We start from the raw sequence: 15,707 nt of genomic DNA, 5'->3' as shown, positions 1-15,707 counted from the left end.
GATACCAAAAAAGAGAGATGTCTTTGAACTCAACAAAAAAATGGCTTTTGGGACTCTAGAGTCCCAAAAGCCATTTCTCGAACCATTGAGGCTCTGCCAGATTTGCTATTTACCCATGCCGAGCTGCTGGGCTTTCTGGTAGACCTTACCCTCCGTCAGCAGTGAGGGGGCGATGACTACTTCTACCTGCTGCATCTCCTTTAGGTCTTTGGCTCCCAGGGTGCCCATGCTGGTTTGCAGCGCCCCCAAGAAATTGTGGGTGCCGTCGTCGAGCCCGGCGGGGCCCCGCAAAATTTGCTCCAGACTGCCGGTGGTACCCACGTTGATGCGGGTGCCTCGGGGCAGCACCGGGCTGGGGGTAGCCATACCCCAGTGGAAGCCACGACCCGGGGCTTCGGCGGCGCGGGCAAAGGGCGAGCCAATCATCACCCCGTCGGCTCCGCAGGCGATGCACTTGCAGATGTCGCCGCCGGTAACCAAACCGCCGTCGGCGACGATCGCCACATAGCGACCAGTTTCGGCAAAGAAGTCGTCGCGGGCGGCGGCACAGTCAGCCACGGCGGTCGCCTGGGGAATGCCAATGCCCAGCACCCCGCGAGAGGTGCAGGCCGCACCAGGGCCAATGCCCACCATCACGGCGGCGGCTCCGGCCTTCATCAGGTTGAGGGCGACTTCGTAGGTGACGCAGTTGCCCAAAATCACCGGCATGGGCATTTCAGCGCAGAAAGCCGCCAGATCGAGCGGGCTAATATCAGCCGGAGACAGGTGGGCGGTGGAGACCACCGTGGCCTGCACAAACACCAGGTCGGCTCCAGCTTCGGCAATGCTAGCGCCAAACCGGGCGGCTCCAGCCGGGGTCACACTCACCGCCGCCACCCCGCCCCCGGCTTTGATGGCCTGGATGCGCTTGGTGATCAGCTCTGGCTTGATAGGTTCGGCATAGAGGCTCTGCATCAGGCCCACAAATTCCTCTTTGCCCACCGAGGCAATTTTGTCGAGGATAGGGTTGGGGTCGTCGTAGCGGGTTTGAATGCCCTCTAGGTTGAGCACGCCCAAGGCCCCCAGCTGCGAAAGCCGAATGGCCATATCAACGTCTACTACGCCATCCATAGCGCTGGCAATGATGGGAATCTCGCGCTCAATACCGCCAATCTGCCAACGGGTGTTGGCTAAGCTTGGATCCAGGGTGCGAGGCCCAGGCACCAGGGCAATTTCGTCAATGCCGTACGCTCTGCGGACTACTTTGCCGCGACCAAGTTGTATATTCACGTCCTTCTTTACCCTCTGGGCCAAAACCATTAGGCTAGCCTAGCAAAAAAGAATTCTCGCCGTATAGCCATTGAGCTGAAACCCCGCTAACGCTAGGCATACGGTGGTGGGTGATAAGATTTGGTCAGACTAGGGCCAGAGCGATAGTTTTTAACGGGGTAAAGATACGGTTGTGAATTTGTCATCGCTGACGTTTTTGCGCAAAATGCGATCGCCCAATCGCCAGTTTGCCGTAATTGGTTTAGGGCGCTTTGGACGGGCGGTGTGCGGCACTCTCAATAACCTGGGCTACGAGGTGCTGGCCGCTGATACCGACGAGCGCCGGGTCAGCCAGGCTTTGACTGACCAGATTGCGGCCCATGCCCTTCAGCTCGATACCACCCAGCCCTCGGCCCTGCGCGAAGCGGGCATTACCGACTTTGATACGGTGATTGTGGCGATCGGCAACTACGTAGAAGAAAGCATCATTACCACCCTCAACCTAAAAGAGGCGGGGGTCAAGAATGTGGTGGCCAAGGCGTCGTCTGAGATTCACGGCAAGCTGCTCGATCGCGTTGGGGCCGACCATGTGGTCTTTCCAGAGCACGAGATGGGCTGTGAGCTGGCCCGTTCTCTCACGTCCCCCGGCATTCTCGATCGCTTTGAGATCGACCCCAACCACTGCATTGCCGAGATCATCGTGCCCCAGGCCTTTGACCAAAAAACCATCGTGGATCTCGACCTGCGCAATCGCTACGAGCTCACCCTGCTGGCCATCAGCCATGACAATGATCCCGACCAGTTTGAAATTAACCCCAGCCCCGTCACCCGGCTCAAGGCCGGGGGGCTGATGGTGGTGATTGGCAGCAATAAAGGTCTAGAGCGTCTACCGGTATAGCCATGCGCGTAATTGGGTTAATCAGCGGTACCTCCGTAGACGGTATCGACGCTGCTTTAGTCGAGCTAGAGGGCCATGGCTACGACCTAACGGTGTCGTTTATTCAGGGGTTGGCCTATCCTTACCCCGACGATCTGCGCCAGCAGATTTTGGCGCTGTGCGCGGGGGAGGCGATCGCCCTCGATCAGCTAGCCACCCTCGACGATGCCGTGGCTCAAACCTTCGCCGCTGCGGCCCAGGCGCTGATCGCCCAGGCTGGCCCCGCCGATCTGATTGCCTCCCACGGGCAGACGGTGTTTCATCGCCCGGTGGGTCGCCCGGCGCTGCCCGACCAGGGGCCAGTGCGGCTGGCCTACACAATGCAGCTAGGGCGCGGGGCGGCGATCGCCCAGCACACCGGCCTACCCACTGTCAGCAATTTTCGCCAGGCCGACATTGAAGCCGGGGGAGAGGGGGCGCCGCTCGCCCCCATTGTCGATCTCTGTCTACTCAGCCACCCTACCGAGCGGCGCTGCGTGCAAAATCTGGGCGGCATCGGCAATGTTGCCTATCTGCCCCCCTGGAATCGCCGGGACAGTGCCCCCAAGGTGCTGGGGTGGGATACAGGGCCAGCCAATTCCCTGATTGACATTGCCGTGCATACCCTCTCGGCGGGGGCACTCACCTACGATGTGGACGGCGCTTGGGCGGCCCAGGGCACCCCCTGCCTACCGCTGATCCAGCGGTGGCTGGAGCACCCCTACTTCACCCAGGCACCGCCAAAATCTACCGGGCGTGAGCTGTTTGGCTGGGAGTTCTTTAATCAGTGTCGCCAGGATTCCCAGGGGCAGGGGTTAAGCCCTCACGATTTGGTGGCCACTCTGACCGAATTTACGGCGGCCTCGGTGACCCACGAATATCGCACCTTTTTGCCCGCCCGGCCCGATCGCCTGCTGGTGAGCGGCGGCGGTAGCCACAACCCGGTGCTGATGGCGCGCCTCCAGGCCCATCTGCCCGAGACGGCGGTGCAGCCCACCGATGCAGTGGGGGTTTCGGCCAGCTACAAGGAGGCGATCGCCTTTGCGGTACTGGGCTACTGGCACCGCCAGGGCTTCCCCGGCAATTTGCCCACGGTTACCGGGGCCGCTCGCCCCGTGGTGCTCGGCCACGGCAACGATGAGGCTTTGCCCCGTTAGGGACAGGGGTGCCAAAGCCCCATACCCCAGTCTGAACAATAGGGCGTATGCTTGAGAGGCAAAGGACGAAGGACAGCGGGCCATGGCGGACATCACCAACGACACAGCGGATGTCACCGGCCAGTCAAGGTCTGAGGGAGCAATGTGTGGACCATAGCTTTTTAATTGAGCCTGGCCGATGGACGCTTCAGGGCAGCTGGATGGAGCGCGATCGGCTGCCTACCCCAGTGAAGGGAAAAATTCTAGTCGCCTGGAGCCGCGACGACTGGTTCACCATGGTGATGAAGCTGGTGATGCCCGACACCCAGCCCAACGAAATGGCGCTTCAGTATCGGGGACGGTTGACCAGCGGCGACTGCCAGTACACCTTTGTGCTGCAGCACAGCCTGCTGGGTCGGGTTGAAGGAGAGGGTTGGGTAGCCCCCGACTCGATCATTCAGCGCTACTGGGCTCTGGGCGATCGCCAGCGCCGCACGGGGTTTGAGACTCTGTACCGCCTCGACAGCGATCGCTACCACCTCTCTAGCGGCATTATGACGGGGCACTATCTGACCAGCGCCATGGAAGCCACCCTTCATCTGCAGGGCGCTTCTCCGGCAGGGATGTAAACCGTCTCTCTATAAATGCTTCAAGCAGAATGTACTACAGTGAAAACAACACCTTTTAGGCGCATCTGGGAACAGTAACTCTATAACCTGTTGTCTTGGGCCAAGCCTGGTTCGAGATATTACAGGATGCCAAATTCGGATGGAATCTGAGTCGGTCTGGCCTCAGTGGGCACCATTGTTCTACAGGCTAGGACGACGGGGGCGATGGGCGGGCTCCAGTTTCAATTTGTGCACCGCCGGACAGCTTGCCCCGCCTAATGAAAAGGCTAGATCTATTGCTTCCTTAACCTGTCGCTGCTCCATCCCGCTTTGATGTATCCCCCCGTCTTGCCTGCCCCTCCCTGCCTACTGGCTAATACCGTTCTATGGCTGACTCAAACCTAGGCTGTAAATTAGCAAATCGCTACGAACTGTTAGAACCCATTGGCCAGGGTTCGATGGGGCGGGTGTATCTAGCCGAAGATCTGCTGCTGGGCAGCGTTAAGGTGGCAATTAAGCTGCTTTCCCAAACTCTGCCCGGCGAAAAAATGCGCGAGCGCTTCATGCAAGAGGCCATGACCTGCGCTCAGCTGGGCCAAAAAAGCATTCACGTAGTGCGGGTCACCGACTATGGCGTCAGCGACGAAGGAGTACCTTTCTACGTGATGGAGTACCTTCAGGGGCAAAGCCTCAGCCACCTGATCAATCTCCAGCCCCTGCCCATTCCGCGATTTTTGGGGCTGATTCGGCAAATTTGCCTGGGCCTTCAGTCCGCCCATGAAGGCATTATTCTCAAGACCCAGCCTGAGCCGGTGCCCATCATCCACCGAGATATCAAGCCCAGCAACATCATGATTGTGCAAGACCCCACCCTGGGGGAGCTGGCCAAGATCCTCGACTTTGGCATTGCCAAGCTCATGCAGGTCGACAGCGACCAGACCAACTGCTTCATGGGCACCCTGGCCTACGCTTCCCCTGAGCAAATGGAGGGCCGCGATCTCGACAGCCGCTCCGATATCTACAGCCTCGGGGTGATGATGTTTCAAATGCTGACGGGCCACTTACCTCTGCGGGCCAGCAGCCATACCTTTGGCGGCTGGTATAAGGTGCATCAGACCCAGTCGCCCAAGCGCATGGGCGAGGTGGCCAGCGGCATTAAAGTGCCAAAGCTGCTCGAAGATCTGGTGATGAGCTGCATGGTCAAGCCCGTCGAGGATCGCCCCCAGAGCACCCAGGAAATTTTGCAAATTCTAGAGCCCCTCCAGGCTCGCTACGTCAACGGCTTTCGCATTAGCCAGCGAATTGGCACCACCCTCAATCGGGTGCCCGTCACTCGCCAGCCAACGGCTACCGAGGCGCTTAAAGACGATCAGGTCTGTAAACTGACGGTGTGGCCCAGCACCAAGCCTGTAGCCGAGATTGTTTTTCCTCACCCGCTGCCTACCAGCCAGGGGCCCCTAGCCACCCTGTGGGCGATGATGCCCGAAGCCGAAATCAATCGGCGGCTGGTTAGCACCCGCTACAACACCTTTATCTGCACCATGGCCCCTCACCCCATGATGCTGTGGCTGACGGTGCTCTACAGCAGCACCCACGGTGCCCGCTGGCTGCCCTGCTATCTCGATCTCAAAACTGCTCTAGGTCAGGACATGGCCGGGCTGCTGGGCAAAACGGGCAGCTATAAACTGCTGCTTTTTGCCCTAGAAAACCCGCGTCCCTGTGCCCATGTGCTGAGCTGTAACGTCTCTGACCCCCAGCGCAGCCTACTCCAGGAGTGGGCGCTAACAGCTCGCAGCCGACCCTCTACCGGGGCGATCGCCACCAGCCGCGACCTGTTGCGCAATGAATTGCAGACCAAACTTAAGGCCAAGGTGCTGCAAAAGCTAGAGTCGATCTACGTCGATACGGGCTCTAGCCTCTCTGACTAAAGCCCTAGCGCGCTAGGCCTAGCTGGGGAAAAACAGCACAGGATGCCAGCTCCCTCGCATAATTTCGCGGGTCAGGCTAGGAGCTGACCATTTGAGAATGCCGCCAGCATTTCCGGAGCAGGTTGCGATCGCCCCAATGTCATGAATTTCGGCAGTTTTCAAAATTTCCTGGAGAGGACTGCCCTGGACAATCGTGGTGTTGACCACCAGATTGAGGGCAGCCAGCTCCGCCTGGAGCTGATCGAGTTCCTGCTCTGCCTGCTGCATAGGATTGTCGCCCCGCAAAGCTCGGCGCACGTTTTCATCGATGACCCACAGCAGGCGCACCCGTTCCAGCACCGAGTTAGGATTGCTTTCTACCTGCTGGTGAATATTCTTGATTAAGTTCTTGCCCCCCTGGGTGCCGTCGTAGGGTACCAGCAGGTAGCGAAATAGATGAGCACAGCGCAGCTCTAGCTCAGCGGTAGTATAGGTCGACACGAGCTGGGGCCGCAAAATAACAATGGGAATCGCGGTCTTTTCCGCTAGGCCAGCGGTGGTGCTGCCAAATAGCTTCTCCTCCAGCAGAGTGCGGGTAGGGCTACCCAAAAAAATTACGTCAGCCTGGTGCTTTTTAGCCAGGCGTAAAATGCTCTCGCTGGCCCGGCCCATCTGCACCTCAACGGTTACATCAATGCCGTCGGGTATATCTCGCAGCAGCGTTTTCAATCGTTGTCGAGGCTCCTCTAGCAGCTCTGGGCTATCTCGCGGAATCTCCCACTCGCCGTCTACCGATACATTGTGAAAAAACACCAGGGACTTAAACCCTCCAGCGACGAGGCTCGGCACAAACTGAGCGAGACGGTAGATGCCGTCGGTGAAGTCGGTACAGATGAGCGCGCGCTGAAACATAGATCCCCCGTTCAGGTGCAACAAAGCGTACAAGATTAGCGATCGCCCATCCGGCGATCGGTGTGGCCTTTCCCCTCAGACTGTTGTCAGCCATCAGAGAGGCCCTTTCCACTACCATAACGTTAGACAGGGCTGTTTCAACCCCTCTTCGGGGCGTTAGCTCTCTTGCGCCGAGTTTCATGAACCTGGCTAAAGCGCTCAGCCGGTGACCGTAGCGATGTCAACCGTTCAAACCCTTGGCGACTGGGAAAAATTGAGCACCAGAGAAGACTGAATTGACCACCTTTCGCTGCTCTCGCTGCAGGAGAAATTGTGGTCTGCTAAAACTAATTATTTCGCTGGGAAGCAGGGACTGAGGGTGCATCGATGCAATCGCCTGGGCTGACCAACAGCACCATCATGGGAAAAAAATGAATTTAACCGATCTAGATCGGTTTGAAAACTATCGCTATGCCAGGGATAGACTTTGACCGGAGACAGAGCCAAAACTTGCCGCTGTTGGATTGTTCAATAGCATCGAAGGTGACGCCCCGACATCCCCGGCCTGATTCAAAAAGAATCCTGCAAGAGAGGGAGGTCGCCGTCTTCATGCTGTTCTGGCGACGTCAGACACTACATTTGAGGATTCGGCCCAATCCCCCACTCGTGCTTGAGAAAGTGCTTGTACATTGTCTCTCGCATCATCATCTGTTCGTACATCTTGACCAGGAACTGCTGGGCCTGTTCCCGACTCATTTTGTCAACCTGGGTTTCAAACGACTTGAGGCTAAACTGCTGCTCCAGAGAAAGTTGCATCGGTTCGTTCATGGAATTACTCCTGAGAGAGAGAACAACACCCCAGTGACGGGTTGTAACCTCCAGGCTTAGCCTGAGTTACTGCCCTAATGACCTGAACTAGCCCTCCCGGAGGAGAAGCTACCCCAACGCACCTAGGATCCCTACTGGAATAAGTTGTAACCACAGCACTGACCTTGGCCAATACGCGATGGTTTACAAATTATAACAATCATTTGACAAAGATCCAGTCACGGGTGTTATGAGCGAATATAACAAGTCATCCCCAAACCGACATCTGTCGGTCGAGAATTTACAATTTTTAGCAATGTCGCTTAAGTAAAAATGCTCAGGGCAAACTTCTTAACATATTCTTTGTTCAGACCAAGATGGCAGAGGCGCAGGGGCACTCCGCCCGCATTACTCCATAGATGCGGCGCTTTAGGTCGCCGCGGTCAGCCGTTATAAATGCCGTTGCTAACCCAATGACATCCCCTGAAGGGCTGATCTACTGCGATTAAAATGTCTACCCTTGGGGGAGTCGGTTTGTCGGCCGGAGTTAGCTGTCGCTGCCACCTGGCGGCGACGATAGATTTACCACTACAACGGTGATGTTATCTCGCCCCCCCCGCTGTTTGGCAGAGTTGACCAGGGCTGTAGCCGCTGCCTCAGAAGCACGAATTGATTTTAGGTGAGAGGCAATCAGATGGTCTGATAACTCTTCGGTAAGGCCGTCGCTACACAGCAATAGGCGATCGCCGCTGTGCACCTCAATGGGCTGAATATCAATTTCGGTGAGGTCGTCGCGCCCTAGACACTGCGACAGCACATGACGCCACGGATGGCTGCGCGACTGCGCTGGCGTGACTTCCCCGGCCCGAATGGCCTTGGCAATCCAGGTGTGGTCTTCGGTGAGCTGATCGAGCTGGTGGCCCCGCAGGCGGTAGAGGCGAGAGTCGCCCACGTGGGCACACCAGGGCTGTGGGTCGCTGTCGCGAAAGGTGACCAACACCACCGTAGTACCCATGTCGCCCCGCTCGGGATGGCGACGCTGGTCGTCGAGAATAGCGTTATTAGCCTGGCGTAGAGCCTGTTCTAACAACTGAGCCGTCGCTGTCTCAGACGGCCAGTGCTGGTGCAAAAAAGTCTTGATAGCCGCCGTGGCCAGGCGGCTGGCCTCCTGCCCACCCGCGTGCCCACCCATGCCGTCTGCCACAATAAAAAATCGGCCCTCGGGGTCGATGTAGTAATCATCCTGGTTGCTGGTACGCAGCAGGCCCGGATCCGACAGCCCTGAAAAAATGCGATCCACCATAGCAAACTCGGGCTAAACCATTAAGGCAGACGATCGGCCCGGTTGACCTTGAGCACCGATCGCAAAAATGCGATTCCAGTAGCCGCCGCCAGTAAACCGGGCACTAGGGCCAGCCAGACAAACTCCGACAGCAATAGTGCCGTTGCCGAAAGGGTAAACGCCCCTACCAAAATGGCATAATTGTTGGCCATCGTCACCCCGCTAATCCGCCGTAGGGCGCGATCGGTCTCAATCGAACGCACCCGCACGCGAATATCGCCCCGCTCTAGCTTGTCGAGGGTGTCTTCGATGCGCCGGGGCAGGCCCAGGGCAGAGGTGCTGACCTGGGCGGCCTGGCGGCTGAGTTCTCCCAGTAGGCTGTTTGCCCCATCGGACGGATTGCCATTAGACATAAGCTGTGCAGCAAACGGCTTAGCCGCTTCCATAAAGTTGAACTCGGGGTCGAGCCCTTTTCCCACCCCTTCCAGGGTTGAAAATGCCCGCATCACAAAGGTAAAGGTGGCCGGAAAGCGAAAGGGCTGATCGTAGGCGACCGCATACAGGTCATCGCTGATGGCGTTGATGGACTGCTCCTCAAAGGGCTTGTCCATGAAGTTATCCAAAATATACTGGATAGAGCGACGCACTGGGCTCATGTCCTCGATTTCTGCCAGCGCCCCCAGCTCTACCAGGGAATCCATCACCTGTTCGGCGTTGCGCTGGGCGATGCCCACAAAGGTGCTCATCAGTCGTTGGCGAGTTACCGGCTGCACCTGGCCCATCATGCCGAAATCGTAGAAAATCAGCGACCCATCGAGGCTGACCGCAATGTTGCCGGGGTGAGGGTCAGCATGGAAAAAGCCGTTGTTAAGCAGTTGGTGAAGGTAGGCCTGGGCCCCCAGTCGAGCCAGCCGCTTGCGATCTAGCCCAGCGGCCTCAAGGGCGTCGTAGTGGCTAATTTTGATGCCGGGCAAATATTCCAGGGTCACGACCCGGGAAGAGGTCAACCGCCAGAAGACGCGGGGCACGTTGACCCAGTCTTCACCCCGAAAGTTGCGGCGAAAGGTGTCGGCGTTGCGGCCCTCGTTGAGGTAGTCAATTTCTTCCCAAAGAATGCGGCAGCACTCTTCATAAATCCCCAGCCAGTCGCGGCCTTTACCCCAGCTGGGATGACTCTGAAAATAGTGGGCAATGCCCTTGAGAATAGATAGGTCAATGGTGAAGAGCGATCGCAGCCCCGGACGCTGCACCTTGACCACCACCTCGTCACCGCTGTGCAGCTGGGCTCGGTGCACCTGCCCCAGACTTGCCGCCGCCAGCGGAATCGGGTCAAAAGTCCGGTAGAGGGTGTGGACGGGTTTGCCTAGATCCGCCTCGATAATGTCGCGGGCCTGTTCGTAGCTAAAGGCCGGCACCCGATCCTGGAGCTTAGACAGCTCTTCGACAAACTCGATGGGAAAAATATCGGCTCGGGTTGAGAATAGCTGCCCTACCTTGATAAAAGTGGGGCCCAGATCGAGCAGGGTTTCACGAATCCAGACGGCCAGCTGACGCCGCCGGGCGGCTTGGGCCTCAGCAGTCATGGTGCCACCGTAGCTCCAAGACTTGCCGTAGAGCCATCGCGCCCACAGCAGTCGCAGCACAAAACTCCAGATATCGACAAAGCGGCGCTGGCGGGAGTAGCGGCCTCGGTTCCAGCGGTAGGCATCCTGGCTAAAAGGTATGGCCTTTTCACCACTGGTGGGATCAAGGCTCGCCGTGCTGGCCAACGCTAGAGGAACGGGAGCATTGCCGTCTAGCCCCACTTCGGCATCCAAATTATTCAAGCTATCGTCCATTCCTTGAACATGCCCTAAGTCGCCCTCTCCATGGTTGAGAGAGGCGGGCAGCTTGGCCGATGCAGACGAGTCAGAAACAGCAGACACTCAGATTCCTAGAACAGAAGGGATGACAGCAACCTTACAGACCAACACAGCCTAGGGCCTTAGCCTAGGCTGACCTAGCCCGAGGCAGTCTTCAAATTTGGGAGGTGGCCCGATACTGCTGCAAAGCGACCCGCACTTGGGCAATTTCAGCTCGCAGGGTGTCAATGGTTGCCTGGAGGTCGGTGGCCGAACCCGCGGCAGCCGATGCTGGGCCTCCAGTGTAGATTTCCCCGGCTTCCGCCTCTGCTTGCTGGGCTCGAACCATCACCTCGTCTGTAAACTGCCTGAAGTACTCCCGCTGCTCGGCGTCAAATTTGCCCACCAGGCTTAGGCCATCAGTCAACAACCGCTCAGCGCGTTCGTTAACCGCATCAGCCAGGGCGCGGCCGACGTAAAATGCGTGCAGCACAGGGCTACTCATGGTAAACCTCAGAAAAACGGGTGATGTAACATAATTCGTTCAACTGTAGAGAATTATAACGTCCTTATTCCTCTAGCACTGGGCGGATATTGGTTTAAATTCTGGGTCGCTTGGCAAAGTATAGCGCCGCCAGCAGTTTAGCTAGACGACGGCGCTGGGGCTGGGGGGCGCAGTGGGGGAACCAGAGGCGGCGGGGCCGCCCCTTCCGCTGGAGCAGGTTCTATCGGTACGGGAGCCGGCAGGGGCGGCGGTACGGGAGCTGGCTCGACCACTGGCGGCGGAGCGGGTTCGCTAGGCGGTAGGGGTTCAAATTCGGGTTGAGGTTGGGGCTCTATTGGAGCCTCCCAGTCTTCCACAGGCTCAGGAGTCGGCTCGGGGACGATCTCGGGCTGGGGCACCGCCGGGGGAGGAGCGGCGGGTTCTTGGGGGTCGGGAGTGAAGTCAGGCAATGGCGCGGAGCCTGGCGGTGGCGTGCTGCCGTAGTCGGGGCGATCGCGCTGGGCCGGGGCATCGCTCCAGGGCTGCCAGAGGTCGTTGCCATTCCAGTCGGGCAGGGGCGGAAACGACTGGTTGGGATTGAGGCGCTCTTGGCTAGCCGAACTGGCGGGCTGGAGACGGGCATAGAGGCCAAACCCCAGGCCACTGGCCGTAGCCGCTAATCCGGTTACCACCAGGGCCAGCGCTGGCAGCGATCGCCGCCGGGTTGGGCCAGCAGGGGCACTGGCGTTTAGGGGGTGGTCAATCCGCGCCTGGGGCTGGGAGCCGAGGTCGGATTGGCTACCTACTGCTACCGTCGCCGGGCCGGTAAAACGCTGAGGCACTGCCCGAGCCGGGCTGGTCAGGGGCTGGGGTGCGGCGCTGGGGTACGGGGCAGCGGGGAGTTGTTGGGCTGAGGGCAGCAGGGCTGTCCACTCGGCCAGGGTAAGGGTGGGCTCCGGCGGCTGAAAGTCTGGTGTAGCTTCCTTTAAGGGTCTGGGGCTGCCCAGAGCCATCGCTGTGTCGACAGTCGTAGGAAGTTCAGGATGCCGGCGGCGAACCTCGACCGCCAGCGGGGCATGGGTGGCCTCAGCCCGCTGACCGGTCAGCAAAAAGTACAGAAGATGAGTGAGTCCGCGGACGAGCGCTGCTTCATCGGAGGCGATCGCATTGGGGGTGATCGCCTCCGATGAAGCGGCCTGAGAAGCGATGGATTGAGGTAGATCAAAGCCCATGAACGTGACAGTTCGCGCCTGGGGGTCGTACCACACCTGGTCAGAGGTTAGCCGCAGCTCAGTCCAGCCCAGGGGGCGAAGCGTTGCTAAGGCATCTAGCAGGTGCCGAACAATGGCCAGAGCAGGTTGGGGGGCCAGAGGGCTGGCCTCAGTTACCAGGCGATCGAGGGGCATGCCCGGGGGGCTGTCCAGAATTTGATAGCAGACGCCCTCTTCTTCAAAGCCCTCTAGGCGCGCTGGAAACGCGGCTTGTTTGAGCCCAGCCACCTGAGTGAGGTACTGGTAGAACTCTTGCCGTTGGGGGGCGTCGGGCAGCGTTTCTGGACTGCGGCTACCCAAAATCCGCAGCTGTATCCACTGCCCCTTGGGCACATCCATAGCTAAATAGACTGGGCCAATAGCATCTTCGGCCACCCAGGCATCAATCACGTAGGTGCCATTTTGCAGGGCGGTGCCCACGGCTAGGGTCATAGGAGCAGCCAGCGGTCAATAACTTTGCCACCTTACCCCGTTCTCTGCCCAGCGGGGGGCCAGGTGTGACAATATTTTGGGGCTTCTAGAAGAGCTTAGGGAGTCTTCCTAGGGCGGAGGATAGTGCTGGACTAGGAAGGCTTTGGCCTCAGCCGGGGTGGCGATCGTGCCGTCGAGCTGGGCGGCAAACAGCGCCTCTAGCATGGTTCTAAAGCTAGGGCCGGGGCGATACCCCAGGGCTTTAAGCTGCTCGCCGTCCATCAGCGGTGCCGTAGAGGCCCACTCCATGAGGTAGCGCCACAGAACCGGGCCTAGCTGCCGAGGGTGACGGGCACTGACCAGCAGATGGGTAGGAGTGTCAGCCTGACTGAAGGCAGCGTACAGCTCGCTGGGAGCGGGGTCGGTGGCCACGAGAGTTAGCCACTGATGCTCCCAGTCATCGAGGTGGGTCAGGCGCTCAGTGGCGCGATCGGGCAGCTGGAGGTCAGCCGCTAGGGGCGATCGCGCCGCCGCCGGTACAGCGGCCAGCAGCCCCTGGAGTCGCAGCAGCCAGGGCTGCCCTAGGTCAGGCCAGTTAAAGCGCTTTGACCAGCGGCTGAGGCGTCCCAGCTGTTGCCATAGGGCAGGAGTCATAGCCAAATCGCCGTGCAGGCAGCGCAGCGCCCCTAGCCGATCGAGTAGGGCCAGCGCTGACGGCCAGTAGGGAGCCTCAAGAATGTATTTCAGCTCATTTTTGAGCCGCACCTGGAGAGCTGGGGCTCGCCGCATCTGGTGCTGCATTTGGGCGTATACCCCGCTGGCCATAGCGTGGTGAATATAGCCCTCGGTCTGGGCGTCGAGGCTAAACCCCAGCCGCACCGCAAAGCGCACCGCCCGATAGATGCGGGTGGGATCTTCGATAAAGCTGTTGGCGTGCAGCACGCGAATGGTGCCCCGGCGCAGATCGATCAGCCCGCCAAAGTAGTCGAGTAGCTGCCCGGCCCCAGGGTTGGTGAGCCGCAGCGCCAGAGCATTGATAGTAAAGTCGCGGCGGTACAGGTCTTGCTGAATGGAGCTGGCCTCGACTTCAGGGTTGGCGGCGGGGTAAGGGTAAAACTCCGTGCGGGCGGTGGCGATGTCAATCATCAGCCCGGCCAGGGGATGATCTAACTCTTTGCGCCAGACCAGCGATGCCGTTTGAAACCGCCCATGGATCTGTAGATCGACCTCTGGAAACTGGTCTTTGATCACGGTCGCCAGATCAACCCCAGCCCCCACCTGCGCGGTGCTGAAGAAGCCATCGACCACCAGATCGAGATCCGGTAGAGTCGCTGAACCTGAGTTGTTACAGATCAGCAGATCGCGCACCGCACCGCCCACCAGGTAGAGGTGCCAACCCCGCCCCTCGGCGGCGGCGGTGATTTGCCGCAGAATGTCCTGCAAGACTGGGGATAGACTAGCCTCTAGAGCATGCCGCAGGGTAATGGCAGCAGGCGGATCTAGCAGAGCGGGTTCGACCGAGGGGGAGGGCTGCCCCTGGTGCAGGTGACGCAGCAAGTCGGTGCGGGTGACGATGCCCACCAGGGTTTCCTGGTGCAGCACCGGCAGGCGACCAATGTCGTAGGTCACCATCAGATGCTCAATTTCCGTCAGGGGGGTGTCGGGGGTAATGGTTTTGAGGTTGGTGGCCATATAGCCTTTCACGGGGGCATGGCTAAAGCCGTGGTGGAGCGCCAGATCCAGATCGCGGCGCGAGATGATGCCGACCAGGCGATCGCCCTCATCGACCACCGATAGGCCCGAGTGGCCGTAGCGCAGCAAAATACGCTGAGCCCCGTGGATCGTGGTGTCGGGGCGAATGGTGCGTACCGGCGATGACATCAAATCGCGGGCGGTGGGCTGGTGGGGCAGGTGCGATCGCACCACCGCCATGACCTCCTGTACTGTTCCCAACGGGTTCGCCGTCGTGAGGCTGGCGGCGGCCGCCGCCGGGTGTCCGCCGCCGCCCAAGGTAGTCAGCACCGTGCCCCAGTCGAGGCGATCGCTAACCCGACCTCGGGCCCGGCCAATTAACGTCAATTTTTGCAGCGGCAGCGATGGGTGGGACGGCTCTCGATCTGACAGGTCGCCGTCTTCAGCATCTTTAGCGGCGTAGCAGGCCCCCAACAGCAGCGCATCGGCATCGGCTAAAGATATCAGCCGCTCTGCCAGCCCCGACAGGCCCGGCACATAGCCATCGACACGCAGTAATACCCAGGCCAGGGTGTGGCCTCCCACGGTTTCGCTATGGAGGGAGGTCATAGCCTCTGTCAATAACCCTTGCAGCCCAGGACTCAGCCCTGGTTCTACAAAATCGGCAATGATAGAGAGGCTGGCCCCGTGGGCCATCAACCAAGCCAGAGCCGCGGCATCCCGCGCCGTAGCGCCCTCGTACAGCAGCGACCCGGTATCGACATGGATGCCCAGGGCCATAACCGTGGCTTCCGCCACGCTGGGCTCAATCTGTTGTTTTTGCAGGGACTCCACCACTAGGGTAGTGGCGGCTCCCACCGCCCCAATGGTCGTCGCCTGGGCATGCACCGTTGTGGCACTGGTGGGATGGTGATCGTAGATCTCGATGGGTACCTGGTTGTGTTCGGCCTGGGCGATCCAGTCGGCGGCTGGGCCAAAGCGATCGCGCTGCTGGGCATCGACCAGGGTGAGGCGGCGGATCTGGCTGGGGTCAACGGCTCGCCGCTCAATCAGCGGGTACTCATCGCGGTGGAGGGCCAAAAACCGCTGCACTGTCGGATGGCTGCCCCCGGTCAGCACGATGCGCCGCCCTGGCTGCAAGCGCGCCAGCCCTACGGCAGCCCCTAGGGTGTCAAAGTCGGCGGTGGTGTGACAGAGGACGAGGTCCATAGGG

General features: G+C 59.5%; 12 protein-coding genes. 4 read left to right on the top strand and 8 right to left on the bottom strand.

What is annotated here, in order from left to right:
* Nucleotides 1-105: 105 nt before the first annotated feature.
* Nucleotides 106-1,269, bottom strand: a complete 1,164-nt coding sequence (locus tag VB780_RS27560; RefSeq protein WP_323354392.1) for a GuaB3 family IMP dehydrogenase-related protein — start codon at nucleotides 1,267-1,269, stop codon at nucleotides 106-108.
* A 172-nt stretch (nucleotides 1,270-1,441) separates the two neighbouring features.
* On the opposite strand from VB780_RS27560, the gene VB780_RS27555 reads away from it, so the two are divergent.
* The 4 genes from VB780_RS27555 to VB780_RS27540 all read left to right on the top strand — a co-directional run bounded on the left by VB780_RS27555 (nucleotide 1,442) and on the right by VB780_RS27540 (nucleotide 5,836).
* Entirely contained in the window at nucleotides 1,442-2,146 is a 705-nt protein-coding gene (locus tag VB780_RS27555) for a TrkA family potassium uptake protein (protein WP_323354391.1), read from the top strand.
* Between the two features lie 2 nt (nucleotides 2,147-2,148).
* Entirely contained in the window at nucleotides 2,149-3,321 is a 1,173-nt protein-coding gene (locus VB780_RS27550; protein WP_323354390.1) for an anhydro-N-acetylmuramic acid kinase, read from the top strand.
* A gap of 146 nt (nucleotides 3,322-3,467) precedes the next feature.
* On the top strand, nucleotides 3,468-3,929 hold the full coding sequence (locus tag VB780_RS27545) for a hypothetical protein (protein ID WP_323354389.1): 462 nt from the start codon (nucleotides 3,468-3,470) through the stop codon (nucleotides 3,927-3,929).
* A gap of 365 nt (nucleotides 3,930-4,294) precedes the next feature.
* Nucleotides 4,295-5,836, top strand: a complete 1,542-nt coding sequence (locus tag VB780_RS27540) for a serine/threonine-protein kinase (RefSeq protein WP_323354388.1) — start codon at nucleotides 4,295-4,297, stop codon at nucleotides 5,834-5,836.
* A gap of 18 nt (nucleotides 5,837-5,854) precedes the next feature.
* Here the strand turns inward: VB780_RS27540 and VB780_RS27535 are convergent, their stop codons facing one another.
* The 7 genes from VB780_RS27535 to VB780_RS27505 form a co-directional block, all read right to left on the bottom strand.
* Complete coding sequence (locus tag VB780_RS27535) at nucleotides 5,855-6,727, bottom strand: universal stress protein (RefSeq protein ID WP_323354387.1); 873 nt, start codon at nucleotides 6,725-6,727, stop codon at nucleotides 5,855-5,857.
* Between the two features lie 612 nt (nucleotides 6,728-7,339).
* Entirely contained in the window at nucleotides 7,340-7,534 is a 195-nt protein-coding gene (locus VB780_RS27530; protein WP_323354386.1) for an NblA/ycf18 family protein, read from the bottom strand.
* 526 nt (nucleotides 7,535-8,060) lie between these two features.
* Complete coding sequence (locus tag VB780_RS27525) at nucleotides 8,061-8,816, bottom strand: PP2C family serine/threonine-protein phosphatase (protein WP_323354385.1); 756 nt, start codon at nucleotides 8,814-8,816, stop codon at nucleotides 8,061-8,063.
* 20 nt (nucleotides 8,817-8,836) lie between these two features.
* Nucleotides 8,837-10,720, bottom strand: a complete 1,884-nt coding sequence (locus VB780_RS27520) for an AarF/ABC1/UbiB kinase family protein (RefSeq protein WP_323354384.1) — start codon at nucleotides 10,718-10,720, stop codon at nucleotides 8,837-8,839.
* Between the two features lie 91 nt (nucleotides 10,721-10,811).
* The gene (locus tag VB780_RS27515; RefSeq protein ID WP_323354383.1) at nucleotides 10,812-11,141 is read right to left on the bottom strand and encodes a DUF6825 family protein; all 330 of its coding nucleotides are present in this window, start codon (nucleotides 11,139-11,141) and stop codon (nucleotides 10,812-10,814) included.
* A gap of 137 nt (nucleotides 11,142-11,278) precedes the next feature.
* Nucleotides 11,279-12,823 (bottom strand): hypothetical protein, encoded by a 1,545-nt coding sequence (locus VB780_RS27510; protein WP_323354382.1) that lies wholly within the window; start codon nucleotides 12,821-12,823, stop codon nucleotides 11,279-11,281.
* A 108-nt stretch (nucleotides 12,824-12,931) separates the two neighbouring features.
* The gene (locus VB780_RS27505; RefSeq protein ID WP_323354381.1) at nucleotides 12,932-15,703 is read right to left on the bottom strand and encodes a CBS domain-containing protein; all 2,772 of its coding nucleotides are present in this window, start codon (nucleotides 15,701-15,703) and stop codon (nucleotides 12,932-12,934) included.
* Nucleotides 15,704-15,707: the final 4 nt, after the last annotated feature.

This window comes from Leptolyngbya sp. CCNP1308 (assembly GCF_034932455.1).
Classification (GTDB): Bacteria; Cyanobacteriota; Cyanobacteriia; order Phormidesmidales; family Phormidesmidaceae; genus Nodosilinea.
Note: the sequence above shows the minus strand (reverse complement) of the source record. Positions and strands in the feature narration are given on the sequence as shown.

Excerpts from the sequence above, each read along its gene's own strand:
- VB780_RS27550 (WP_323354390.1), top strand. The coding sequence starts at position 2,149 with ATGCGCGTAATTGGGTTAATCAGCGGTACCTCCGTAGACGGTATCGAC.
- VB780_RS27540 (WP_323354388.1), top strand. The coding sequence starts at position 4,295 with ATGGCTGACTCAAACCTAGGCTGTAAATTAGCAAATCGCTACGAACTG.
- VB780_RS27535 (WP_323354387.1), bottom strand. The coding sequence starts at position 6,727 with ATGTTTCAGCGCGCGCTCATCTGTACCGACTTCACCGACGGCATCTAC.
- VB780_RS27530 (WP_323354386.1), bottom strand. The coding sequence starts at position 7,534 with ATGAACGAACCGATGCAACTTTCTCTGGAGCAGCAGTTTAGCCTCAAG.
- VB780_RS27525 (WP_323354385.1), bottom strand. The coding sequence starts at position 8,816 with ATGGTGGATCGCATTTTTTCAGGGCTGTCGGATCCGGGCCTGCTGCGT.
- VB780_RS27515 (WP_323354383.1), bottom strand. The coding sequence starts at position 11,141 with ATGAGTAGCCCTGTGCTGCACGCATTTTACGTCGGCCGCGCCCTGGCT.
- VB780_RS27510 (WP_323354382.1), bottom strand. The coding sequence starts at position 12,823 with ATGACCCTAGCCGTGGGCACCGCCCTGCAAAATGGCACCTACGTGATT.
- VB780_RS27505 (WP_323354381.1), bottom strand. The coding sequence starts at position 15,703 with ATGGACCTCGTCCTCTGTCACACCACCGCCGACTTTGACACCCTAGGG.